At 71.7% G+C, this 23,640-nt stretch carries 24 protein-coding genes and 2 tRNA genes; 15 read left to right on the top strand and 11 right to left on the bottom strand.

What is annotated here, in order from left to right; genetic code table 11:
• Positions 1–2 precede the first annotated feature (2 nt).
• Genes QMF80_RS06750 through QMF80_RS06770 form a run of 5 tightly spaced genes read left to right on the top strand, consistent with a single transcriptional unit; the run spans position 3 to position 3,339 of the window.
• Positions 3–602, top strand: coding sequence for a 4Fe-4S dicluster domain-containing protein (locus QMF80_RS06750; RefSeq protein ID WP_283450474.1), 600 nt, complete (start codon positions 3–5; stop codon positions 600–602).
• Positions 599–1,306 carry a QcrA and Rieske domain-containing protein gene (locus QMF80_RS06755; RefSeq protein WP_283450476.1) on the top strand — a complete coding sequence of 236 codons (708 nt, stop codon included), beginning with the start codon at positions 599–601 and terminating at the stop codon, positions 1,304–1,306. The genes QMF80_RS06750 and QMF80_RS06755 overlap by 4 nt, the downstream gene beginning before the upstream one ends.
• Complete coding sequence (locus QMF80_RS06760; RefSeq protein ID WP_283450478.1) at positions 1,303–1,671, top strand: hypothetical protein; 369 nt, start codon at positions 1,303–1,305, stop codon at positions 1,669–1,671. Before QMF80_RS06755 ends, QMF80_RS06760 begins: the two co-directional genes overlap by 4 nt.
• Positions 1,672–1,673: 2 nt before the next feature.
• On the top strand, positions 1,674–3,107 hold the full coding sequence (locus QMF80_RS06765; protein ID WP_283450480.1) for a NarK family nitrate/nitrite MFS transporter: 1,434 nt from the start codon (positions 1,674–1,676) through the stop codon (positions 3,105–3,107).
• Between the two features lie 31 nt (positions 3,108–3,138).
• The gene (locus tag QMF80_RS06770; RefSeq protein ID WP_283450481.1) at positions 3,139–3,339 is read left to right on the top strand and encodes a hypothetical protein; all 201 of its coding nucleotides are present in this window, start codon (positions 3,139–3,141) and stop codon (positions 3,337–3,339) included.
• Between the two features lies 1 nt (position 3,340).
• Here the strand turns inward: QMF80_RS06770 and mscL are convergent, their stop codons facing one another.
• Complete coding sequence (gene mscL / locus QMF80_RS06775; protein ID WP_283450484.1) at positions 3,341–3,826, bottom strand: large conductance mechanosensitive channel protein MscL; 486 nt, start codon at positions 3,824–3,826, stop codon at positions 3,341–3,343.
• A 165-nt stretch (positions 3,827–3,991) separates the two neighbouring features.
• Positions 3,992–4,465 carry a hypothetical protein gene (locus tag QMF80_RS06780; RefSeq protein WP_349372188.1) on the bottom strand — a complete coding sequence of 158 codons (474 nt, stop codon included), beginning with the start codon at positions 4,463–4,465 and terminating at the stop codon, positions 3,992–3,994.
• Between the two features lie 317 nt (positions 4,466–4,782).
• On the opposite strand from QMF80_RS06780, the gene QMF80_RS06785 reads away from it, so the two are divergent.
• On the top strand, positions 4,783–5,682 hold the full coding sequence (locus QMF80_RS06785; protein WP_283450487.1) for an alpha/beta fold hydrolase: 900 nt from the start codon (positions 4,783–4,785) through the stop codon (positions 5,680–5,682).
• Between the two features lie 68 nt (positions 5,683–5,750).
• Here QMF80_RS06785 and QMF80_RS06790 read toward each other — a convergent pair whose 3' ends face one another.
• The 4 genes from QMF80_RS06790 to QMF80_RS06805 all read right to left on the bottom strand — a co-directional run bounded on the left by QMF80_RS06790 (position 5,751) and on the right by QMF80_RS06805 (position 10,416).
• Positions 5,751–6,557 carry an S-methyl-5'-thioadenosine phosphorylase gene (locus tag QMF80_RS06790; protein ID WP_283450489.1) on the bottom strand — a complete coding sequence of 269 codons (807 nt, stop codon included), beginning with the start codon at positions 6,555–6,557 and terminating at the stop codon, positions 5,751–5,753.
• 161 nt (positions 6,558–6,718) lie between these two features.
• Positions 6,719–7,039 (bottom strand): FmdB family zinc ribbon protein, encoded by a 321-nt coding sequence (locus tag QMF80_RS06795; RefSeq protein ID WP_283450491.1) that lies wholly within the window; start codon positions 7,037–7,039, stop codon positions 6,719–6,721.
• A gap of 67 nt (positions 7,040–7,106) precedes the next feature.
• Positions 7,107–8,426: an MFS transporter gene (locus tag QMF80_RS06800; RefSeq protein WP_283450493.1), complete on the bottom strand. Its 1,320-nt coding sequence runs from the start codon at positions 8,424–8,426 to the stop codon at positions 7,107–7,109.
• Between the two features lie 436 nt (positions 8,427–8,862).
• On the bottom strand, positions 8,863–10,416 hold the full coding sequence (locus QMF80_RS06805) for a potassium/proton antiporter (RefSeq protein ID WP_349372189.1): 1,554 nt from the start codon (positions 10,414–10,416) through the stop codon (positions 8,863–8,865).
• Between the two features lie 222 nt (positions 10,417–10,638).
• Between QMF80_RS06805 and QMF80_RS06810 the strand changes: the two genes are divergently transcribed.
• A complete protein-coding gene (locus QMF80_RS06810) occupies positions 10,639–13,473 on the top strand; it encodes a penicillin acylase family protein (RefSeq protein WP_283450497.1) in 2,835 nt (944 codons plus the stop codon).
• Here the strand turns inward: QMF80_RS06810 and QMF80_RS06815 are convergent.
• Positions 13,470–14,075: a 5-formyltetrahydrofolate cyclo-ligase gene (locus QMF80_RS06815; RefSeq protein WP_502962783.1), complete on the bottom strand. Its 606-nt coding sequence runs from the start codon at positions 14,073–14,075 to the stop codon at positions 13,470–13,472. The genes QMF80_RS06810 and QMF80_RS06815 overlap by 4 nt on opposite strands.
• A gap of 95 nt (positions 14,076–14,170) precedes the next feature.
• On the opposite strand from QMF80_RS06815, the gene galU reads away from it, so the two are divergent.
• From galU to QMF80_RS06850, 7 genes are all read left to right on the top strand, one after another.
• Positions 14,171–15,073, top strand: coding sequence for a UTP--glucose-1-phosphate uridylyltransferase GalU (gene galU, locus QMF80_RS06820; RefSeq protein ID WP_283450499.1), 903 nt, complete (start codon positions 14,171–14,173; stop codon positions 15,071–15,073).
• 4 nt (positions 15,074–15,077) lie between these two features.
• On the top strand, positions 15,078–16,418 hold the full coding sequence (gene glp, locus QMF80_RS06825; RefSeq protein ID WP_283450501.1) for a molybdotransferase-like divisome protein Glp: 1,341 nt from the start codon (positions 15,078–15,080) through the stop codon (positions 16,416–16,418).
• A 73-nt stretch (positions 16,419–16,491) separates the two neighbouring features.
• Entirely contained in the window at positions 16,492–16,971 is a 480-nt protein-coding gene (gene moaC, locus QMF80_RS06830) for a cyclic pyranopterin monophosphate synthase MoaC (protein WP_283450503.1), read from the top strand.
• A gap of 44 nt (positions 16,972–17,015) precedes the next feature.
• Positions 17,016–17,558 (top strand): MogA/MoaB family molybdenum cofactor biosynthesis protein, encoded by a 543-nt coding sequence (locus QMF80_RS06835; RefSeq protein ID WP_283450779.1) that lies wholly within the window; start codon positions 17,016–17,018, stop codon positions 17,556–17,558.
• Between the two features lie 17 nt (positions 17,559–17,575).
• Positions 17,576–18,193, top strand: a complete 618-nt coding sequence (locus QMF80_RS06840; RefSeq protein ID WP_283450505.1) for a GNAT family N-acetyltransferase — start codon at positions 17,576–17,578, stop codon at positions 18,191–18,193.
• Between the two features lie 186 nt (positions 18,194–18,379).
• The gene (gene sepX / locus QMF80_RS06845) at positions 18,380–19,420 is read left to right on the top strand and encodes a divisome protein SepX/GlpR (RefSeq protein WP_283450507.1); all 1,041 of its coding nucleotides are present in this window, start codon (positions 18,380–18,382) and stop codon (positions 19,418–19,420) included.
• An 86-nt stretch (positions 19,421–19,506) separates the two neighbouring features.
• A tRNA-Ala gene (locus QMF80_RS06850) sits at positions 19,507–19,580 on the top strand.
• Positions 19,581–19,822: 242 nt separating this feature from the next.
• On the opposite strand, the gene QMF80_RS06855 is transcribed toward QMF80_RS06850, so the two are convergent.
• From QMF80_RS06855 to QMF80_RS06865, 3 genes are all read right to left on the bottom strand, one after another.
• Positions 19,823–19,896 (bottom strand) — tRNA-Met (locus QMF80_RS06855).
• 586 nt (positions 19,897–20,482) lie between these two features.
• Entirely contained in the window at positions 20,483–21,352 is an 870-nt protein-coding gene (locus QMF80_RS06860; RefSeq protein ID WP_283450509.1) for a YwqG family protein, read from the bottom strand.
• Positions 21,353–21,447: 95 nt separating this feature from the next.
• Positions 21,448–21,945 carry a GNAT family N-acetyltransferase gene (locus tag QMF80_RS06865; RefSeq protein ID WP_283450512.1) on the bottom strand — a complete coding sequence of 166 codons (498 nt, stop codon included), beginning with the start codon at positions 21,943–21,945 and terminating at the stop codon, positions 21,448–21,450.
• A gap of 84 nt (positions 21,946–22,029) precedes the next feature.
• Here QMF80_RS06865 and QMF80_RS06870 point away from each other — a divergent pair, with 84 nt between their 5' ends.
• Positions 22,030–22,830 carry an exodeoxyribonuclease III gene (locus tag QMF80_RS06870; protein WP_283450513.1) on the top strand — a complete coding sequence of 267 codons (801 nt, stop codon included), beginning with the start codon at positions 22,030–22,032 and terminating at the stop codon, positions 22,828–22,830.
• On the opposite strand, the gene QMF80_RS06875 is transcribed toward QMF80_RS06870, so the two are convergent.
• On the bottom strand, positions 22,815–23,540 hold the full coding sequence (locus QMF80_RS06875) for a MerR family transcriptional regulator (RefSeq protein WP_283450514.1): 726 nt from the start codon (positions 23,538–23,540) through the stop codon (positions 22,815–22,817). The genes QMF80_RS06870 and QMF80_RS06875 overlap by 16 nt on opposite strands.
• Between the last annotated feature and the right edge of the window lie 100 nt (positions 23,541–23,640).

The following is a 23,640-nucleotide window of genomic DNA, read 5'->3' on the forward strand; positions in this document are numbered from 1 at the left end:
CCATGATGGGCAGAACGATCTTCATCGACCCGGGCCGCTGCATCGGCTGCCAGGCGTGTGTCTCCGCCTGCCGCGAATGCGACTCGCACCGCGGCACATCGATGATCCACCTGGACTACACCGACCCCGGCATGTCCGTCGCCTCCCTTCCCACCGTGTGCATGCACTGTGAGGACCCGGTCGCGCCCTGCGCCGAGGTCTGTCCCGCCGACGCGATCCTCGTGACCGCCGACGGGGTGGTGCAGCAGGCCGACACCACCCGCTGCATCGGCTGCGGCAACTGCGTCAACGCCTGCCCCTTCGGCGTCCCGAAGATCGACCTCCAGGCGAAGCTGCAGATGAAGTGCAACCTCTGCTACGACCGCACCGCCTACGGCCTCGCCCCGATGTGCGCCACGGTCTGCCCCACCGGGGCGCTGTTCTACGGCACCCTCGAGGAACTCCAGGCCGAGCGCCCCGGCGTCCAGGTCGCCGACTCCTTCGTCTTCGGCGATGTCGTCGTCCAGACCGGGGTGGCGATGGTCGTCCCCGCCGACAAGGTGCAGTGGCCCGTCCCGGGCGGGCTCCCCGTCGTCGAGATCAACGGAGTCGATGTCCGATGAGCGTCACCGAACAGCCCGCTCCGCCCCCCGGCGGCGACTCCGGCCCTGGCCCCGGCGGCGGATCCGGCTCGGGCAGCGGACCCGCCGCCGATACGGGGGTGGACGCCGCCGCCGAGCAGCTCCGCGACCGGATCAGCGCCGACTCCCTGACCACCCGGCGCGACTACCTGCGGATCGTCGCCACCGTCTCCGGCGGACTCGCCGTCGGCGGGGTGGGCGTGGCGGCGGGCATCCTGCACCGGCACGGCGACTCCGAGAAGCCGCCCAAGGCCAAGAAGGTCGTCGACCTGCTCCCGCCGGGGGAGTCGGTGGCCTTCCGGTTCCCCGGCGAGGAGGACCGGGCCCTCGCGGTCCGCCTCAAGGACGGCACCCTCGTCGGCTACTCCGCCGTGTGCACCCACTTGGCCTGCGCGGTGCTCTGGCGCGAGGACCGCGGCCCGGAAGGGGAGCTGTACTGCCCCTGCCACGAGGGCGTCTTCGACGCCCGCACCGGCGAGGTCACCGCGGGCCCCCCGCCCCGCCCGCTGCCCAGGATCTTCCTGACCGAGGAGGTGGACGGCAGCGTCTGGGCCGTGGCCACCTCCCGGTCCGGAGAGCCGGCCAAGGACGCCCTGTGCCGGCAGTTCAGCGAGGCCCGCCCGGACATGGCCGCCCGCCTGGGCTGCCCGGGCGGGGCCCGCGCCACCGAGAGCAGGCGGACATGAACGACGAGCGGCTCCCGCCGCGCCCCGAGTACGTGCCCGGCAGCGCCCAGCCCCGGCTGAACCGGCCGGTCCGGGAGCGCTATCCCCAGATCCGTGCCACCAGTGGCTACGGCGACCCCCGGATCCGGCACACGGGCCCCGGCCCGGGGGCGGGCACCGAGCAGGAGCCGGAACGCTCCTCGAAGCTCAACGCCCGTCTCGCCCTCGCCCTCACCGTCGTGATCGGCCAGCTCTGGGCGCTGACCGTGACCGTCAACGAGTGGATGAAGGGCAATACCCACACGGCCTGGTGGGGGGCGGGATTCCTGTTCCTGTCCTTCCTGGTCGTGCTGGGTCTGTGGCTCCTCGACCCGAAGGACCGATGACCATGTCCATACCCACCCCCACTCCCACCTCGCGGGCGCCCCGGTCCCACCGGGCCGAGACCTACAAGCCGGGCGCCACGATCGGGGACTGGCGCCCCGAGGACGACGGCTTCTGGCAGTCCACCGGCCGCACTGTGGCCCAGCGCAACCTGTGGATCTCGATCCCCGCGCTGATGCTCGGCTTCGTGGTCTGGCAGGTCTGGTCGGTCACCGTCGTCAAGCTCAACGACGTCGGTTTCGGCTTCTCCACATCGCAGCTGTTCTGGCTGACCGCCATTCCCGGCATCACCGGCGGCACCTTCCGGATCCTGTACACCTTCATCGGGCCGATCTTCGGCGAGCGGAAGTTCACCGCGCTCAGCACCCTGGTCCTGGTGGCCCCGATGCTGTGGCTGGGCTTCGCGCTCCAGGACACCGGGACGCCGTACTGGGAGCTGGCCCTGATCGCGGCCGTCTGCGGCATAGGCGGCGCCAACTTCGCGTCCTCGATGGCCAACATCGGCTTCTTCTTCCCCAAACGGGAGAAGGGCAGCGCCAACGGCCTCAACGGCGGCCTCGGCAACCTCGGCGTCAGCGTCGTCCAGCTGGTCGCGCCGCTGGTGGTCACCGCCGCGGTGCTCGGCGCCCCGGCGGGCGGACCGCAGCACGACGCCAAGAAGGACACCGACATCTGGCTGCAGAACGGCGCCTTCCTCTGGGTGCCGCTGCTGGTCATCATGGCGCTGCTCGCGTGGTTCCTGATGAACGACCTCAAGGTGGCCGCGTCCCCCTTCAGCGCACAGAAGATCATCTTCAAGCGCAAGCACAACTGGCTGATGACCTGGCTCTACGTCGGCACCTTCGGGTCCTTCATCGGCTTCGCCGCGGGCCTGCCGCTGCTGATCAAGAACAACTTCGAGGCCCAGGGCTACCAGGCCACCACCTATGCCTGGATCGGCCCCTTCGTCGGCGCGATCATGCGGTGGGTGGGTGGCTGGCTCTCCGACAAGATCGGCGGGGCCAGGGTCACCATGCTGTCCTTCGTCGGCATGGCGGCCGCACTGGTCGTGGTGATCTTCGCGCTGCCTTCCGGAAGCGACCAGGGAAGCTTCTGGACCTTCTTCATCGGCTTCCTCGTGGCCTTCTTCTTCTCCGGGATGGGCAACGGCTCGACCTTCCGGCAGATCCCGGTCATCTTCCGGGACCAGCACGCGAAGCTGGCCGAGGGTCAGGGCCCCGAGGTGCAGGCCGCCGCCCTGAAGCAGTCGGAGATGGAGGCGGGCGCCGTCACCGGCTTCTCCTCCGCGATCGCCGCCTACGGCTTCTTCTTCATCCCGGCGATGTTCGCCGCCATGGCGGTCACCAACGCGCTGTGGATGTTCATCGGGTTCTACGCGACCTGTCTGGTCGTCTGCTGGTGGTTCTACGCCCGCAAGGGCGCCGAAGCTCCCAGCTGACCGGCCGCGGGGGCGGCCGTACCCTTGAGGCATGAGTACCGCCCCCGCCTCCGGCCCGCAGTCACCCCAGCCCGCCGGGTCCCGGCCGAAGCCCAGGCTCGACTTCGACGACCCGCTGGACCGGCAGTCGTCGGACGACACGGACCGGGGCTGGGGCGAACGGCCGGCCGCCGCGGACAGCGCTGCCGATCTGGCCCGCTTCCTCGACGAGAAGCCCCCGCACCACATCTGAGTCAGGCCGAGGCGTCGCGCCCCTGGCCGCCCGCGTTCCGCTGAGCGACGAGCGCGTCGCGGATCTCCTTGAGCACCTCCAGCTCGGTGATCTCCATGGTCTCCTGAACGCCTTCCCTGGCCTTGCGGCGCAGCTCCTGCTTGGCGAGGTACTTCGCCATCGGCAGCACCATCAGGAAGTAGACGACGGCGGCGGTGATCAGGAAGCTGAGCGTCGCGTTCAGCACGGAACCCCACATGATGGGGATGCCGGACACGACCTCGCCCTTGGCGTTGGTCTGGCAGGGGCTCTTCAGGCAGGACGAGTACGCGTCCAGGTCCTTGGTGCCGATCGCGCCGACCAGCGGGCTGATGATCCCCTTCACCACGGAGTTCACGATGTTCGTGAACGCCGCGCCGATGACTACGGCCACCGCGAGGTCGACCACGTTGCCGCGCATCAGGAAGGCCTTGAAGCCTGCCAGAACGCCGGTCTTCTTCTCGCTCACCACTGCATCTCATTTCGCTCGTACTGAACTCGGAGCCAACGGTTCCGAAAGCTACGGCAGTCCGGGCGCGGCGTGTCCAATCGGGGCCCACCTTCAGGTGACTTGACTGCGCGCGCGTGCGAGTCCGCGTGCGAGTGCAGACGTCATCGCGAGTACCCGTACGCGTCAGCACAGGGTCACCGCCAGCCGCGTCATGGCACCCGCCCCCACGAGAGCCCGCGCGGTGTCCCGGGGCACCGACAGGACCACGAGCGCCCCACCGTCCCCGACACCCTTGTCCGGATCGGGTACTTCGGCAACCCGGGCCGACTCCGCGAGCACCCGCGGCGGCCCGTCCCGCTCCGCCGCCACCACGTCCACCCGGTCCCCCGGGCTCAGCAGCCGGACGGTCGCCGCGTCCGCGATCCGCACCGGCGCCGACACCAGCGGCACCGGCCGCGCCCCCGCCGCGGGCGCCACCACCGGCCGCGGCGGCGGGGACGGCGCGCCCCGCGAGGCCTGCGCCTCGGGCCCGACGGCGGCGGCCAGCACGGCCGCCGTCACCGCCAGCCCCGCACCCACCACCCGCCGCCTGCGCCGCACCGCCCTGCGCAACCGGTCCCCGCCGCGCCCCACCCGCAGCGGGGCGAAGTCGGGCACCGTGTGCGCGGGCCCGCACGGGACGGCCGGGACAGCGGGGCCGGCGGGGCCGGGGAGTGAGGATCGGGTGGATCGAGTGGAACCGGACATGGTCACCACACCCTTCGCCAGGTGAACTCCGGGCACCCTGCCCGGACTCCCCACACGATCCGCCGATTCCCCGGACCCCGCTCCGGCCTGTGGACGGTCCCCAGGTTGTGGACAACCCCGTCACCCGCACGAGGGGCCGACAGGGCAGGGTGCGGACGACCGATGAGTTCCGCCGCCGCCCGCGGTCCTACCTGTGACCGCGCCCGACACCCAGCAAAGGACCCGCCATGACCGCCACCGACGGCCTCCACCCCCAGTCGCACACCCTCCGGGTGCCCGGGGCCCTCCTGCACTACGAGGTACGCGGCGCCGGGCCGCTGCTCCTGCTGCTGGGAGCGCCGATGGACGCCTCGGCCTTCGGCGGGCCCGCCGAGGTTCTCGCCGCCGACCACACCGTGGTCACCCTCGACCCCCGGGGCATCTCCGGCAGTGTGCTCGACGACCCCGGGCAGGACTCCACGCCGGAGCTGCGGGCCGACGACGTCGCCGCCGTCCTGGACGCGCTGGGCGCGGAGTCCGCCGACGTGTTCGGCAGCAGTGGCGGCGCCGTGACCGGCCTCGCGCTCGTCGCCCGCCACCCCGGGCGGGTACGGACCCTCGTCGCGCACGAACCGCCCCTGCTGGAACTGCTCCCCGACGCCGCCGAACGCCGCGCCGATGCCGAGGCGGTCGTCGAGGTGTTCCGCCGGGAGGGCGTGGGCGCGGCCTGGGCCCGCTTCATGGCCACGATCGACACGGCCCCGGGAGCCCCGGCGACCAGCGCCGACGCCCCGCCCCAGGCGACCCGGCAGGCCCCGGCGGCGACCCCGGCGGATACGGGGCCGGACAGGGACGCGGAGGCGCCCTTCGAGCCGTCCCCGCAGGACCTGCTGAACAGCGCCCGCTTCTTCGGCCACGAGCTGCACGGCACCGTCACCCACCAGCCCGATTTCCGGGCCCTGGCCGCCGGTACCAGCCGCATCGTCGTCGGCGTGGGCGCCGATTCCCGGGGCCAGACCGCGCACCGCACGGCCCTCGCCCTGGCGGACCGCCTCGGCTCCGCTCCGGCGGTCGAGTTCCCGGGCGACCACGCCGGATTCCTCGCGCACCCGAAGGAGTTCGCCGACCGCCTCCGCGAAACCCTCTGACGCGAGGACGCGAGGACGCGAGGTACGGGGCGGCGGGAACCCCATACCGCACGAGCCCCGGCGGCGGCCTACGGCAGTTCGATGCCCAGGTCCCAGCCGTCGTGGGCGTGCGTGCACAGGCAGTCGCGCGACTCCGTCACCGGGAGGGCGGCCACCGCGTCGAAGAGCACCTCGCGCAGGCGGCCGACGTTCTCGCCGAACACCCGCAGGACCTCGGTGTGGGAGACCCCCTCGCCGGTCTCCGCGCCCGCGTCCAGGTCCGTGACCAGGGCGATCGAGGTGTAGCAGAGCCCCAGCTCGCGGGCGAGGACGGCCTCGGGGTGGCCGGTCATGCCGACCACCGACCAGCCCGCCGCCGCGTGCCAGCGGGATTCGGCGCGGGTCGAGAAGCGCGGGCCCTCGATGACGACCATGGTGCCGCCGTCCACCGGTTCCCAGTCGCGGCCGACCGGGCAGTACGGGTCGGCGAAGGTGGTGTGCACGACGTTCGGAACCGGTCCTCCCCCTGGCAGGGGTTCGCCGTCGAAGTAGGTCTGGGCGCGGGACTTCGTACGGTCGACCAGCTGGTCCGGTACGAGCAGGGTGCCGGGGCCGTACTCGGGGCGGAGCCCGCCCACCGCGCAGGGGCCGAACACCTGGCGCACGCCGACGGAGCGCAGGGCCCACAGGTTGGCCCGGTAATTGATCTTGTGCGGCGGGACCTTGTGGTCGCGCCCGTGACGGGGGACGAACGCGACCTGGCGCCCGGCCAGCTCACCGACGAAGAGGGAGTCGCTCGGCCTGCCGTACGGGGTGTCCACCTCGATCTCGGAGACGTCCTCCAGGAAGGAGTAGAAGCCCGAACCGCCGATGACACCGATCTCTGCGTTCACCATGTCCTGAACCTTAGGCCGTGTGGTCGAAGGACCTTCCCCCGGCTACCGCCGGGAGGTGCCCCGGGGCCGGTGGGGGCTGGTGCGCGCTCCCAGGCCCGGGCATGCGAAGGGCCCCGCCGCCGGTATGACCGGCGCGGGGCTCGAACGCGGAGGGTGGGGCGTCAGGCGGCCGAGGTGCCGCTGCTGCTCTTGGACCCCGCCGAGGAGGACGAGGACGTCGAGGAGGACGCCGAAGCGGTGGACGTCGAGGACGACGCCGCCGGGGCGGACGCGGGCTTGGAGGCCGGCGTGCTGCTCGACGACGAGCCGCGGCTGTCGTTCCGGTAGAAACCGGAACCCTTGAAGACGATGCCGACCGCGGAGAACACCTTCTTCAGGCGTCCGTCACAGCTCGGGCACACGGTCAGCGCGTCATCGGTGAACTTCTGCACGGCCTCAAGGCCCTCACCGCACTCGGTGCACTGGTACTGGTAGGTCGGCACGAATTTCCTCCTGGCACTCTGACTCAATGAGTGCTAACGACGTTCCATGGTGACGTATTCCGGCGGATCAGTCCACCGTCACCGGTACGCGGTGACCGACGACACGCTCGTTCGCACGCTCGTTCACCCGCACGGTAGCCGTAGGACGGGACGCGCCGATGATCCGGCTCGGGGCCTTCGGAGCCAGCTTGGAGCGCAGCGCCAGCAGTGTGACCAGCGCGAGCGCGGTGGCGACGGCCGGGACCAGGAAGCCGTACGAGGACCCGTGGGCGTCGGTCAGGCGGCCCGCGACGGTGACCGCGGCGGCCTGCCCGAAGGCGACCGCTCCGGTCAGCGCGGTGAACGCCTCGGTCCGCGAAGCGGCCGGAATCAGCTGCTCGACCATCGTGTAGCCGGTGATCAGGGCCGGGGCGATGCACAGGCCGACGACCAGGCCGAGCCCGCCGAGCAGGAAGACCGAGTTCACGGTCCAGAGGACGGAGGCGGCGGCCGTGAGGCCGACGTAGCCGAGGATCAGGCGCCGACGCGGGCCGATCTTCCAGGCGACGGTGCCGCAGGCGATGCCCGCGATCATGTTGCCGCCCGCGAAGACGCCGTAGAGCAGGCCGTTCGCGCCCGGGTTGCCGATCTCCTCGGAGAAGGCGGCGAGCGAGATCAGCATGCCGCCGAAGACGGCGCCGATGCCGACGAAGGCGATGATCAGGACGCGCAGACCGGGGAAGGACAGCGCCGAGGCGTGCTTCGCCTGGCCCGCGACGCGCGGGGCCGGCGTGGGCTGGGTGCCGCGCCGCGCGGCGAACAGCAGACCGCCGATGAGGGTCAGGCCCGCCTCGGTGAGCAGCCCGGCCGAGGGGTGGACCTGGGTGCACAGGAAGGTCGCGAGCACCGGGCCGACCACGAAGGTCAGCTCGTCGGTGACGGACTCCCACGCGGCGGCCGTCGGCAGCAGCGGCGAGCCTTCGAGCTTGACGGCCCAGCGGGCCCGGACCATCGGCCCGACCTGCGGCACCGAGGCGCCGGCCGGTACGGCGGCCAGGGCGAGGGCCCACAGCGGCGCGCCCAGCAGCGCGAGCACGGTCAGCCCGACGACGGAGGCGGCGTGGAGGAAGACGATGGGGATCAGGACGGCGGCCTGGCCGCGCCGGTCGGCGAGCTTGCCGGTCTGTGAGGCGAACAGGGCCATCGAGACGCCGGTGACGGTGGCGACGATGCCCGCGTCACCGAAGGATCCGGTGGTGTTCTGGACGAGCAGGACGATGCCGATGGTCAGCATCGCGAAGGGCTGCCGGGCGGCGAAGCCGGGGATCAGGAAGCTGAGGGCACCGGGAGTGCGCAGGAGCTGCCCGTAGCCGGGGCGGGTCGTGTCGGTCGTGACCGCGGATGTCACGGCCTGGCCTTTCCGCTGCCTGGTAGAACTCCCCGACTGCGGACGGTGCGCCGCCTTGTGAGCGAGCCGCACCCGTACATGTGGGAGCCCCGAGAGCTGTCCTCTTGCGCCGAACCGAGTGATACCTGGGCGCCCACTGCGGGAGGGAGCCACGGCCGCCGAGCGGTCGCGCCAGCTCTGCGTCAGACAGAGTTGGTTCGATATGGTGTGCCTTCATGCTACAGGCAAAGTGCCCATAGCGCCCTGTGATTGCGGCGACATCGAATGTCTTCACCTGCGATTAACGGGAACTTCGCCTTCCGGTACCCCTGAAAACAGGGCAGAACCGGCCAGTGGGCATCGAACCTGTCTCCTTTCGACCTCAGCCCGGCCGCGCCCCGAGCCCACCCCGGCCACGCCTCGACCCCGACGGCAGGCCCCCGGCCCCGCCGGGGCCCTACTTCGGCCCCGTCCTGGGCCCCTGCTTCGGACCCGGCCCCCGGTGCGTCACGGCCGTTGCCCCGCCCGTCCCCAGCCAGCCCGCCAGCTTGCCGCCCCGGGCCACCGCCCGCAGCCGCGCCTCCGTGGCGTCGCGCACCGGGTCGGTCGCCACCACCAGCAGCTCGTCCCCGCGCCGCAGCACGGTCGCGGGCAGCGGTACGAAGCTCTTCGTGTCCCGGACCACCAGTGTCACGGCCGCCCCGGCGGGCAGCCGCAGCTCGCTGACCTCGACCCCGCTCATCCGGGAGCCCTCCGGGATCCCGAACGACAGCAGGTGCCCGCGCAGCCGCTCCAGCGGCGCCGATTCGATCCCGAGGTCCGCGGCGGCCGCCCCCGAGTCCCCGAGCTTGAGCGTGCGCGCCAGCCACGGCAGCGTCGGCCCCTGGACCAGGGTGTAGACGACGACCAGCACGAAGACGATGTTGAAGACCCGGTCGCTGCCCTCGATCCCGGACACCATCGGGATGGTCGCCAGGATGATGGGGACGGCGCCGCGCAGGCCCGCCCAGGACATCAGGGCCTGCTCCTGCCAGGGCACCCGGAAGGGCAGCAGGCTCAGGAACACCTCCAGCGGGCGCGCCACCATGGTCAGCACCAGGCCGATGATCACCGCGGGCCAGAAGTCGTGCACCAGGTCGTGCGGGGTGACCAGCAGACCGAGCAGGACGAACATGCCGATCTGGGCGATCCAGCCGAGCCCGTCCGCGAACCCGCGGGTCGCGGGCCAGTGCGGCAGCTTCGCGTTCCCCAGCACCATCGCGGCCAGGTACACGGCGAGGAAGCCGGAGCCGTGGGCCATCGCGCCCGCCGCGTACGCCGTCACGGCGATCGCCATCACGGCGATCGGGTAGAGGCCGGAGGCGGGCAGGGCCACGTGCCGCAGGCCGTAGGCCCCCACGAAGCCCACGGACAGGCCTATCGCGACGCCGATGGCGAGTTCCAGGGCTATCTTCCCGAGCAGGACGTACCAGTCGTCGACCGGACCGACCGTGGCGAAGGCCACGACCAGGATCACCACGGGAGCGTCGTTGAAGCCGGATTCGGCTTCCAGCACACCGGTCACCCGCGAGGGAAGCGGCACCTTGCGCAGTACGGAGAAGACGGCGGCGGCGTCCGTCGAGGAGACGACGGCCCCGATCAGCAGCGCCTGGCGCCACTCCAGCCCCACCAGGTAGTGCGCTCCGGCGGCCGTGACGCCCACGCTGACCGCGACGCCGACCAGCGACAGCACGATCGCCGCGGGCAGCGCCGGTCTGACCTCTTTCCACTTCGTGCCCAGACCACCCTCGGCGAGGATCACCACGAGGGCCGCGTAGCCGATGACCTGCGTCAGTTCGGCGTTGTCGAAGACGACGTTGCCGATGCCGTCCTGGCCTATCGCGATACCTATGCCGAGGTAGATGAGCAGACTGGGGAGCCCGCTGCGCGAGGAGACGCGCACCGCCGCGACGGCGATGAGCAGCACGAGCGAGCAGACCAGCAGAAGCTCATTGAGCTGGTGAACAGTCAGCGGGCGATCCTTCCCTCGGAGCGCCTGCCGGAACGTTCCTCCGGCGGCAAGTACTTCGTTACCTTACCTAATCTTTGACGATTTCTTGACGGTCGATCCCATTGTGAAACGCCCGGCGGTTCCGCTGCCGGCCGCCGGGACCCCTCGCGGATCACCGCGAGGCGCCCTGCGCCTATGGTTGCTCCAGCACTCCAGGACCACCCTGCCCCGCGAAGGACAGCGATGCCCGCCAACGAATCCGCCCCTTCCGTCAAGAAGAAGGGACGACGCGCCCGTCTGATCGTGCTCACGCTGGTGCTGGCGCTCGTCGCGGGCCTTGGCTACGGGGCGTACTGGAGCGTGGACAGTGTGCGCGCCTCCTACCCGCAGACGACCGGCACCCTCAAGCTCGCCGGGCTCACCGCGCCCGTCGAGGTCAAGCGCGATGCCAACGGCATTCCGCAGCTGTACGCCGACACCGATCAGGACCTCTTCCGAGCGCAGGGCTTCGTGCAGGCGCAGGACCGGTTCTGGGAGATGGACGTACGACGCCACATGACCTCCGGCAGGCTCTCCGAGATGTTCGGATCCGGTCAGGTCGAGACGGACGCCTTCCTGCGCACGCTGGGCTGGCGTCAGGTCGCGCAGACCGAGTACGACACCAAGCTCTCACCCGAGACGAAGAAGTACCTCCAAGCCTACGCCGATGGGGTCAACGCGTACCTCAAGGGCAAGTCCGGCAAGGACCTCTCGGTGGAGCACGCGGCCCTCAAGCTCAGCGAGGACTACCAGCCCGAGCAGTGGACCCCGGTCGACTCGGTGGCCTGGCTCAAGGCTATGGCCTGGGACCTGCGCGGCAACATGCAGGACGAGATCGACCGCTCGCTGATGACCGGAAAGCTCACGCAGGCCCAGATCGACGAGCTGTACCCGCCGTACCCGTTCGACCGGAACAAGGCGATCGTCGACGGCGGCAAGGTCGAGGGCGGCAAGTACGTCGCCCAGGGCAGCACGGCCTCCGGTTCGTCGAGCGGATCGGGCGCGAACACCAGCACGTCGGCGAGCACCGGCGCCTCCGCGAACACTGGCACCTCCGCGAGCACCGGCGCCTCCGCGAACACCAGCGCCGTGGACAACACCACCGTCCAGGGCGCCAGCGCGGGCCTGCGCACCCGGCTGACCTCGCTGGCCGCCACCCTGGACCAGATCCCGGCGCTGCTCGGTCCCAACGGCAGCGGCATCGGCTCGAACTCCTGGGTCGTCGCGGGCAAGTACACGACCACCGGCAAGCCGCTGCTCGCGAACGACCCGCACCTCGCCCCGCAGCTGCCCTCCGTCTGGTACCAGATGGGCCTGCACTGCCGCGCGGTCTCCGCGTCCTGCCAGTACGACGTCGCCGGGTTCACCTTCTCGGGCATGCCCGGTGTGGTCATCGGACACAACGCCGACATCGCCTGGGGCATGACCAACCTCGGCGCCGACGTCACCGACCTCTACCTTGAGCAGATCAAGCCCGAGGGCTACGTCTACGACGGCAAGGTGCTCCCCTTCACCACCCGTGAAGAGGTCATCAAGGTCGCGGGCGGCCCCTCGAAGAAGATCACCGTGCGGACCACCAACAACGGTCCGCTGGTCTCCGACCGCAGCGACGAGCTGGGCACCGTCGGCAACCGCGCCCCGGTCGGCGGCGCGGCCCCCGACCGCGGCAACGGCTACGGCGTCGCCCTGCGCTGGACCGCCCTGGACCCGGGCAAGTCGATGGACGCGGTCTTCAAGATCAACCGGGCGAAGGACTGGCCGGGCTTCCGGGCCGCAGCCGCCGAGTTCGAGGTCCCCTCGCAGAACCTGATCTACGCCGACAACAAGGGCGCCACGGGCAACATCGGCTACCAGGCCCCGGGCAGGATCCCGCTCCGCACCACGGGCGACGGCCGGATGCCCGCCCCGGGCTGGGACTCGAAGTACGCCTGGAAGGGCTTCATCCCCCAGGCGGAGCTGCCCTCCGAGTTCAACCCGCAGCGCGGTTACGTCGTCACCGCCAACCAGGCGGTCGTGGAGAGCGGCACCGGCTCCGGCAAGTACCCGTACACGCTGACCACCGACTGGGGCTACGGCGCCCGCAGCCAGCGGATCAACGACCTCATCGAGGCGAAGATCAAGGACAGCGGGAAGATCTCCACCGACGACATGCGGACCATGCAGATGGACAACAGCAGCGAGATCGCCGCGCTGTTGGCGCCCATGCTGACCAAGATCTCCGTCTCGGACCCGGACGTGCGCTCCGCCCAGAAGCTGCTGGAGGGCTGGAACTACACCCAGGAGCCCGACTCGGCGGCGGCCGCCTACTTCAACGCGGTCTGGCGCAACATCCTCAAGCTGTCCTTCGGCGACAAGATGCCCAAGGAACTCCGGGTCAGGGACAGCTGCATGAACGTCAAGGGCAATGGCACCGGCCCGGCCGACGACCTGGCCGTGGTGGTCCGCGAATGCGGCGAGCGCGGCCCGGACTCGGCTCAACCGGACGGCGGTGACCGCTGGTTCGAGGTGGTCCGCAAGCTGGTCAAGGACGAGAAGTCGGCCTGGTGGCAGTCGCCCGCCCTGTACTCGGACCAGGCGACCTCCACCCGCGACGAGCTGTTCGCGCGGGCCATGAAGGACGCCCGCTGGGAGCTGACGGCCAAGCTCGGCAAGGACCAGTCGAGCTGGAGCTGGGGCCGCCTGCACCAGCTGACGCTGAAGAACCAGACCATCGGCACCGAGGGTCCCGGCGCACTGAAGTGGCTGCTCAACCGCGGTCCCTGGAACCTGGGCGGCGGCGAGGCCACGGTCAACGCCACCGGCTGGAACGCCTCCAGCGGCTACGCGGTCACCTGGGTCCCGTCGATGCGCATGGTCGTCAACCTCAACGACCTCGACAAGTCCCGCTGGATCAACCTGACCGGGGCCTCGGGCCACGCCTACGCCGACCACTACACCGACCAGACGGACATGTGGGCCAAGGGCGAGCTGCTGGACTGGGCGTTCGGCAAGGACGCGGTCGCCAAGGCGACGGTCGAGACCCTGACCCTCAAGCCCTAGGGTCCGAAACGGCGCACCCCCGACGGGGTGACCACGGCGTGCACGGGGTGGTCGTGCGGTTCCTCCGGGACCCGCGCGACCACCTCTTCGTCGTAGAGGAGCACCACCAGCGCCGGATGCGCGCCCGCGCGCTCCAGGCGCGCGAGCACCCGGTCGTACGAGCCCCCGCCGCGCCCCAGCCGCATCCCGCGCCCGTCCACCGCCAGCCCGGGCAGCAGGACCGCCCCGGCGCCGGTCACCGCGTCCGGCCCGAGCCGCGGACCGGCGGGTTCCAGCAGGGCCATCTTCCCGGCGTGCGCCGTGCCGGCCAGGCTCGCGGGCCCGTCGTACGCGGCCCAGTCGAGGTCGTTGTCGGGGAGCAGGACGGGCAGCAGGACGCGGACCCCGCGCTCGCGCAGCGCGTCGAGCAGGTCGCGGGTGCCGGGTTCGGCGCCGACGGAGACGTACGCCGCGACGGTGCCCGCGTCGGACAGCTCGGGCAGGCCGAGGGCGCGGTGGGCGAGCGCGCGGGCCGACGTACGCACCGAGGCGTCGGTCAGGGCGCGGCGACTGGCGAGAAGTGAGCGGCGCAATTCCGCTTTGTTGGAACGGTTCTGTACCACAGCTGGCTCGAAAACCCTTCTAATTCAGGACAGACAGGGGAAAAATTCACCGGGTTCTCGCATAGCAGTCCGGGCCACCGACTATCGTTTCGCCCATGACTCAGTTGCACCCCGTGATCAAGAAGGCCGTCATCCCGGCCGCGGGCCTCGGCACTCGCTTCCTTCCGGCGACGAAGGCCACCCCGAAGGAAATGCTCCCGGTCGTGGACAAGCCGGCCATCCAGTACGTGGTCGAGGAGGCCGTCGCGGCCGGACTCGACGACGTACTCATGATCACTGGGCGTAACAAGCGTCCCCTGGAAGACCACTTCGACCGGAACTACGAGCTGGAGTCGGCCCTCATCGCCAAGGGCGACGACGACCGGCTGAAGAAGGTCCAGGAATCCAGCGACCTGGCCACCATGCACTACGTCCGCCAGGGCGACCCGCGCGGCCTCGGCCACGCCGTCCTCTGCGCCGCCCCGCACGTGGGCGACGAGCCCTTCGCCGTCCTCCTCGGCGACGACCTGATCGACCCGCGCGACCCGCTGCTCCAGCAGATGGTCGAGCTGCAGCAGCGCACCGGCGGAACCGTCATCGCGCTGATGGAGGTGGACCCCAAGTCCATCCACCTCTACGGCTGCGCCGCCGTCGAGAACACCGACGAGGACGGGATCGTCCGGATCACCGGTCTGGTCGAGAAGCCGGACGCGGACGAGGCACCCAGCAACTACGCGATCATCGGACGCTACGTCCTCAGCCCCACGATCTTCGACATACTGCGGGAGACCGAGCCGGGCCGCGGTGGGGAGATCCAGCTCACCGACGCCCTGCAGAAGCTGGCCGCCGACGAATCCATCGGCGGCCCGGTGCACGGCGTGGTCTTCCGGGGCCGTCGCTACGACACCGGGGACCGCGGGGACTACCTGCGGGCCATCGTCCGCCTCGCGTGCGAGCGCGAGGACCTGGGCCCGGAGTTCCGCACCTGGCTTCACAGTTACGTCACGGAGGAGATGTAGCACCTTGACCAGTTCCGCACCGGGGGAAACCGGCCACCAGCGCCTGTGGTCGGTCGACGAGCACCTCGCGGACGTCCTCGCCACGGTCCGGCCGCTGGAGCCGATCGAGCTCCAGCTGCTGGACGCCCAGGGCTGTGTCCTGGTCGAGGACGTCACCGTGCCCGTCGCCCTGCCGCCCTTCGACAACAGCTCCATGGACGGGTACGCCGTCCGCGTCGCCGATGTCCAGGGTGCGAGCGAGGAGTTCCCCGCGGTGCTGACGGTCATCGGGGACGTCGCGGCGGGCAGCGGAGACCTGCCCACCGTCGGCCCCGGCGAAGCCGCCCGCATCATGACCGGAGCCCCGCTGCCCCCCGGCGCGGAAGCCGTCGTACCGGTCGAATGGACCGACGGCGGTACGGGCGGCGGCGCGGCCTCGGGGATGACCCCGGCCAGTGCGGATCCCGACGGCGCGGGCGGCGAGGTCCGGGTGCACCGGGCCGCCGAGGCCCGCGCGCACGTCCGCCCGCGCGGCAGCGACGTACAGGCCGGGGACCTCGCGCTGAGCGCGGGCACCGTGCTCGGCCCCCCGCAGATCGCGCTGCTCGCCGCCATCGGACGCGCCACCGTCCGGGTGCGCCCGCGCGCCCGGGTGGTCGTCATGTCCACCGGCAGTGAACTGGTCCAGCCCGGCGAACCGTTGACCGACGGCCGGATCTACGACTCCAACAGCTTCGCGCTGGCCGCCGCGGCCCGCGACGCCGGAGCCATCGCCTACCGCGTCGGCGCGGTCGCCGACGACGCCGACACGCTGCGCTCCACCATCGAGGACCAACTGATCCGGGCCGACCTGGTCGTGACGACGGGCGGCGTCAGCGTCGGCGCGTACGACGTGGTCAAGGAGGCGCTGACCAGCGTGTCCCGCGGTGAGGACGACGTCGACGCCGCGGGGGTGGACTTCCGCAAGCTCGCCATGCAGCCCGGCAAGCCGCAGGGCTTCGGCACGGTCGGCCCCGACCACACCCCGCTGCTCGCCCTGCCCGGCAACCCGGTGTCGTCGTACGTCTCCTTCGAACTCTTCGTCCGCCCCGCGATCCGGGCCCTGATGGGCCTGCCCGCCGCGGATCCGCACCGTCCGGTGCTCCGGGCCGCGCTCCGGGCCGACAAGGCGCTGCGCTCCCCGGCCGGGCGCCGCCAGTTCCTGCGCGGCGCGTACGACCCGGCGGCCGGCACGGTCTCCCCGGTCGGCGGATCGGGTTCGCACCTGATCGCCGCCCTGGCGCACGCGGACTCGCTGATGGTCGTACCGGAGGACGTCACCTCGGTCGAGCCCGGGACCGAGCTGGAAGTGGTCCTGCTCGGCTGAACCCCGCCCGGTGCGGGTAGCGTGTTGCACCACACAGGCCCTTGCGGGGCCCGGACGGGAGCGGCACGCACTTATGAGCACGCACAGCAGGCTGACGCACATCGACGAGGCCGGCGCGGCCCGGATGGTCGACGTGTCCGAGAAGGACGTCACGACCCGGACGGCCCGCGCGAGCGGCCGCGTCCTCGTGTCGCCCCGGGTGATCGAACTGCTGCGGGGCGAGGGCGTGCCCAAGGGCGACGCCCTCGCCACCGCGCGGATCGCCGGGATCATGGGCGCGAAGCGGACCCCCGACCTGATCCCGCTGTGCCACCCGCTGGCCGTCTCGGGCGTCAAGGTCGACCTGTCGGTGACGGACGACGCCGTGGAGATCCTCGCCACCGTCAAGACCACCGACCGTACGGGCGTCGAGATGGAGGCGCTGACCGCCGTCGCGGTCGCCGGACTCACCGTGATCGACATGGTCAAGGCCGTGGACAAGGGCGCGGTCATCACCGACGTCCGGGTGGAGGAGAAGACCGGCGGCACGTCCGGCGACTGGAACCGCGCGTGAACGCCCCGCGGGGCGGCGAGGTCCACAGCCACAGCCACACCCCCGTGGGCGGCGAGGCCTGGAGCCACGCCCCGGCCGCCGCCGAGGCCGCCGCCCCGCTGCGCGCCCTGGTCGTCACCGCCTCCAACCGCGCCGCGCGGGGCGTGTACGCCGACAAGGGCGGCCCGCTGCTCGCGGACGCCCTGGCCGGTCTCGGCTTCGCGGTGGACGGCCCGCGCGTGGTGCCGGACGGGGACCCCGTCGAGCAGGCCCTGCGCGAAGGGGTGGCCGCCGGGTACGACGTCATCCTCACGACCGGCGGTACCGGGATCTCGCCCACCGACCGGACCCCGGACGCCACCGCGCGGGTCCTGGACTACGAGGTCCCCGGCATCCCGCAGGCCATCCGCGCCGAGGGCCTGGCGAAGGTACCGACCGCCGCCCTGTCCCGGGGCCTGGCGGGGGTGGCCGGGCACACGCTGATCGTCAACCTGCCGGGTTCGACCGGCGGCGTACGGGACGGCCTGACCGTCCTGGACCGCATCCTGCTCCACGCCGTCGACCAGATCCGGGGCGGCGACCATCCCAGACCCGGGAGCCCGAGCTGAACGGACCCACCTGGCCGGTGGTGCTGACGGACGGCGATGTCACGCTCCGGCCGATAAGAGTCCGTGACCAGCGCGCCTGGCGCGAGGTGAACCGGCGCAACCGCGACTGGCTGCGGCCGTGGGAGGCGACGATCCCGCCCGCCGCGCCCTGGGGGCCGGTCGTGCAGCGGCCGACGTACCGCCAGATGGTCCGCCATCTGCGGGCCGAGGCCAACGGGGGCCGGATGCTGCCGTTCGTCATCGAGTACCAGGGCGGGCTCGTCGGACAGTTGACGGTCGCCGGGATCACCTGGGGCTCCATGTGCGCGGGCCACGTCGGGTACTGGGTGGACCGGGACGTCGCCGGGCGGGGCGTGATGCCGACGGCGGTGGCGCTGGCCGTGGACCACTGCTTCCGCCAGGTCGGGCTGCACCGGATCGAGGTGTGCATCCGGCCGGAGAACGGGCCGAGCCGCCGGGTCGTGGAGAAGCTGGGGTTCCGCGAGGAGGGGATGCGTCCGCGCTACCTCCACATCGACGGCGCCTGGCGGGACCACCTCGTCTTCGCGCTGACGGCGGAGGAGGCGCGGGAAGGACTTCTCAGCCGGTGGCGGCGGGAACGGCACGGGCACGGTCAGGACCACCCGAGGAAATAGGGAGTGCCCCTTTTCCCTTTATTCGAATAAAAGTTCGAATAAAGGGCCCCGATCGGGCTCCGATCGGGCGCCGTCCATAACCTGATCCGAAGAATCACAAAAAAAGTCCGTGATATCAGCCGGATCGTGCGACACACCGGCTCAATTGGCGGATTCGCCCGGCCGTCCCCCTCTACGGTGTGGGGTGTGAGCAGCAGCGGCCTCATCTACGCAGTCATTGTCGGGGCCTGGGCCGCCTACTTGGTGCCCATGTGGCTCCGGAGGCAGGACGAGCTGAACGAAGCCCGTCCGACGGAACGCTTCTCCACCGCCATCCGGCTGCTTTCCGGCCGGGCGGGAATGGAGCGCCGTTACGCCAGGGAACTGCGTGAGCGCGGTGACGAGGAGGCGGAACCCCAGCCCCACGTGAACCCGGACGCCGCGACGGAGAAAGTGAATTCCGTCGACGCCGACGCCCGGTTCATCGGTGTGCCCAGAACCAGGGCGGAACCGCGGGGCGCGAGCTCCGAGCGCGCGGACCGCGCCGAGCGCGCCCGGCGCGAGCAGCGCCTCCAGGTCCTCGCGCGCCGACGGCGCACCATCGCGATGCTCTTCCTCGTCTTCACGCTCGGCGCGGTCGTCGCCGCGGTCGGCGGCCTGCGGTACCTGTGGGCGCCCGCCCTGCCCGCCGCCTTGCTCAGCGCGTACATCGTGCACCTGCGGGTCCGGGAGCGCCGGCGGTTCGTGTTCACCATGGACCGGCGCCGCGCCGAGACCGCTGCCCGGCGACTGCGCGAGAACCGCCCGCGCCGCCGCGAGGCCGAGGACACCGCCGCCGCGGGCTCCGAACCGGACCCTGCGCCACCGGTCTCCCCGCAGGAGGCGGGCCGACGGGCCCTGGTCGAGCAGACCGACCACGCGGAGTGGGTGGACCAGCAGCGCGAGCGCGAGCGGGGCCCGGCGCGCGGTGACAGCTGGGAGCCGGTGCCGGTCCCGCTGCCGACGTACGTGACGGCGCCCGTCGCCCCCCGCGCCACGGGTCCGGCGGCCCCCGACTCCTGGAGCTCGGCCCGCTCCAGCACGGCGGAGCCGACGGAACCCCGACTGCGCGCGCAGCAGCCGAGGCCGGAGGCGCGCGCGGAGCAGAAGCCCGCCCCGCCCACCCCCCGCCGCAGCCGCGACCGGGGCCGCACCCCGCTGTTCGACCAGTACGAGGGCGACGACCGCCCGCGCGCGGCGAACGAGTGACACGGGTGACGCGCGAGTGACGTGACCTGCGGAGCAACGGATTTCCGTGCACCCCGGATGGGATGCTAATGTTTCACACGTCGCAAGGGCCTGTGGCGCAGTCTGGTAGCGCACCTCGTTCGCATCGAGGGGGTCTGGGGTTCAAATCCCCACAGGTCCACAAACGACAGTTCGCGGGTTGCTCCCGAGGACGTCCCGAGATCCCGTCCGGTCGAAAGACCGGGCGGGATCTCGGCGTTTGCGGGGTGTGTCCGAGGTGGTGTCCGTACAAGGACCTTGACGTGCACCTTGATGTGTACCGCCGTCACCGCGAGGCGCCGCGTAGCCGCGCGGGCACGCACGCGTGCGGCGTCGCGGGGAACGCCGAAGGGGCCCGGCTGATGCCGGGCCCCTTCGCATGTGTAGCGGGGACAGGATTTGAACCTGCGACCTCTGGGTTATGAGCCCAGCGAGCTACCGAGCTGCTCCACCCCGCGTCGGTAGTGCCACTCTACGTGGTCCTGGCGGCCGAGTTGACCAGGGCCAGCCGCGTACGAGGTCCATGAGCGCCCCGCACCACCGATACGGCGCCCGTCCCATGACCGATTAGGGTCACGGATCATGGGACGAAGCGCCGCGGGCCGCCATACGAGGAGCTACTACCTTGCGTGGAGTGCGATAGCCGAAGTCTGTACCGGTGCCACTCTCTACCTGTGGATCTCCAGTCGGGAGACCGTACGCGGTACGGCATTCGGGCCGGAGATTCCCGGTGTGCCCTGGGGCGCCGTGTTGGTGGCGGCGCTCGTGGTGACCGCGGTCTCGGGCGTCCTCATCGTGGTCGGTTCGGGTGTCCCCCGAGTTCTCCGATGGGGAGTCGCGATGGTGGGGGCCGTCGTCGCCGGTACGGTCGGGCCGCTCGCCCTCAATCTCATGGTTCAGCCTTCAGCGGCCGGGCTGCTGTCGGCGGTGAGTGTCGTCGGCATGGGCATCGCGGGGACTGGTGCGGTGCGAGCCCCTCTGCTCCGTGCGGCCGGGAACCCGGTCGGCCCTCCTCGGTAGGACCTCGTGCTTCCGGTCACGGCACTAGCCGCACTGCCAGGTGAACAGGGCGCGGTCGAAGCGCAGGGCGGCCAGGTCCTCGGGGCGGATCAGCCAGTACAGGGCCCCGCAGTCGCCCCACATCATGTCGGCGGCGTTCTCACTGTCGAACTGGGCCAGCAGGACCCACCGGTCGACCTCGTCACGGATCAGCGGGTCGTCCCAGGACGTCGCGCCGCCCAGGGCCGCGTCGGCGATCTCCAGTTCCACGGGGTTGTGGATGGCGTGCGCGTGGCCGCCGAGCTGGTGGCCCACGTCGCCGTCGAAGTCCCAGACCGCGTCGAGGAACTCCTGCCCGCACACGGGGTGGTCGTAGCGGCTGCCGAAGGCGGCCTGCGGGGCGAAGGTCCGCTGGACGTGGGGGTGCCAGGGTTCGGTGGAGGTCATCGTCGGGCGGGCCGTCAGGTACGCGACGGGGTACGGGGCCAGGCCCGGCGGGGCCTCTCGCTCCACGGGGTCGGCGCCGACGGGGACGTGGAGTACGCGCGCACCGGCCCGGCTGTCCGGGTCCGCGGCCAGGACCAGGGCGTCGTCGCCGTCGTCGAGCCGGCCGTCGAAGTAGAAGAAGAGCAGGGTGCCGTCGGCGGGGAACGCGATGTCGAGGGCGTCGGCCGGCAGCGCCGCGCAGTCGACGGAGGCGACGAGGGAGAGGGGGCCGTGGCCTTCCCAGACGGGCCACTCCACCCCGGCCGGCAGGCGCGGCAGGCCGCCGAGCCTCCCGACCGCTCCGCCGGTGCCGACGCCCACTTCGAGGCGTACCCCGGGGCGCAGCAACCCGACCCAGCGCTCGGCCGCGTCGGCGGGCAGGTGCTGGTGGGCGAGGCGGCGGAAGGCGGCGGTGGATCCATGCGTCATGGGGTGATCATGCCGCAGGCCCCGGACAGCGGGGTCCGGGGCGGAGCCCCGGGGGCGCCGGGGCGCGGCCGGGAGGCGGCCGGCGGCGGGGCCCGTTACGGGGTCAGGGGTTTCGTCATGCAGCGGCTGGAGTCGTAGTCGCGGTAGTGGCCGAACTTGTTCGGGGCCGGGGTGTAGTTCTCCGAGGCGTACAACGCCAGGGCTTCCGGCTGCTGGTCGCCCGTTTCCAGGACCATGCGGGTGCGGCCCGCGCGGCGGGCGTCCGCCTCCAGGTCCGCCAGGATGCGGCGGGCCAGGCCCAGGCCCCGGGCCTCGGGTATGACGTACATGCGCTTCAGTTCGGCGTCGCCGTCCTCGTAGCCCTCCCCGTTCGCGTCCATGGCGCGCCAGCCCCCGCTCGCGACGGGGGTGTCGTGGGCGTCGTAGGCGAGGAGGTACAGGCCGTTCGGCGGGGCGAACATGGCCGGGTCGAGGGGGGTGACGTCGCCGTCGCCCTGATAGCGCGCCTGGTACTCGAGCTGGACCTGGTCGTTGAGCTTGACCGCGTCCGGGTGGTCGTACGGTACGGCGCGGAGCTGGATCCCGTGAGGCATTCGAACATCGTACGGCCGTCGTGCGCGCAGGTACGCTGGTGACCGTTTTGGGTGACGTGGGGGCGCGATGCTGGGGAGCAAGTCTTGATCACTGTGACGTCCGTGAATGTGAACGGAATCCGCGCCGCCGCGAAGAAGGGTTTCGGCGAGTGGCTCGCCGGGTCCGATGCCGACGTGGTCTGCCTCCAGGAGGTCAGGGCCGAGGAGGGGCAGATTCCCGAGGAGGTCCGGCGGCCCGAGGGCTGGCACACCGTCTTCGCGCCCGCCGCCGCCAAGGGCCGGGCCGGGGTCGCGCTGTACACGCGGCGGGCGCCCGAGCGGGTGCGGGTCGGCTTCGGGAGCGCGGAGTTCGACGCCGCCGGGCGGTACCTGGAGATCGACCTCCCCGGGGTGACCGTCGCCAGCCTCTACCTGCCCTCCGGTGAGGCGGGGACCGAGAAGCAGGACGAGAAGTACCGCTTCATGGAGGAGTTCAGCGCCTACCTCGTCGCGCTCAGGGCGCGCGCCGCGGCCGACGGGCGCGAGGTGCTGGTCTGCGGGGACTGGAACATCTGCCACCGCGAAGCCGACCTGAAGAACTGGAAGACCAACCGGAAGAACGCGGGCTTCCTCCCCGAGGAGCGCGAGTGGCTCGGGCAGGTCTATGACCGGGCCGGATACGTGGACGTGGTGCGCGCACTGCAGCCCGAGGGCGAGGGCCCGTACTCCTGGTGGTCCTACCGGGGGCGGGCCTTCGACAACGACGCGGGCTGGCGGATCGACCTGCACGTGGCCTCGCCGGGACTGGCGGGCAAGGCCGTCAAGGCGTTCGTCGAGCGCGCCGAGACCCACCCGGAGCGGTGGTCGGACCACGCTCCGGTGACCGTCGTCTACGAACTGGGCTGACCGGGAAGGGCCGTCGGGGTCCGGTCCCGGGCGGTCAGCAGGCGGTCCATCGCCATCGTCAGCTCCGCCTCCACCACGCTCTTCGCGAGCGGGCGCAGCCGCGGCAGCGCGTCCTCGGACAGGTGGGCCGCCATCAGCTCGGCGAACAGCACGGCCAGGGCGTCCGCGTGGGCGCGCACCCGGCGGCCCGTCTCCAGGACGGCCGACAGCGGGACCCCCTCGCGGACCAGCGCCGAGGACACGTCGAGCAGGCGGCGGCTGACGTGCACGATCTCGTCGCCGTCGGTGGCGAGGTAGCCGAGGTCGAGGGAGGCCGCCAGGTTCTCCGGGGTGACCTCGCCCTCGAAGTAGTCGGCGAGTGCCTGCGGGGTGAGCCGGACCGGGGTCTCCTGGGACCAGCCGATGCCGAGCAGCTCGCCGAGCTGGCCGACGTCGCGGCCGTTCTCGAAGGCTGCGGTCAGTTCGGCGATGCCGCCGAGGGTGTGGCCGCGGTCCAGCAGCGCGGCGATGGTGCGCAGCCGGGCCAGGTGGTGGCCGTCGTACCAGGCGATGCGGCCCTCGCGGCGCGGTGGTGGGAGCAGTTTGCGCTCGCGGTAGAAGCGCAGGGTGCGCACGGTGATGCCCGCGGCCTCGGCCAGCTCCTCCGTGCGGTACTCGCGCACCGGCTCCGCCGACCGGGTCGGACCCGCCTCTTCCGTCTCGTTGTCCACCACAGGCGCACCCTATGGCGTACCGCGGGTAACTTTCCCGCCGCGACCCCTACCCATGGGTACGGAGCTGCTCTACGCTCCAACCGTGCCAGTGATTGCT

The organism is Streptomyces sp. G-G2, assembly GCF_030063135.1.
GTDB lineage: Bacteria > Actinomycetota > Actinomycetes > Streptomycetales > Streptomycetaceae > Streptomyces.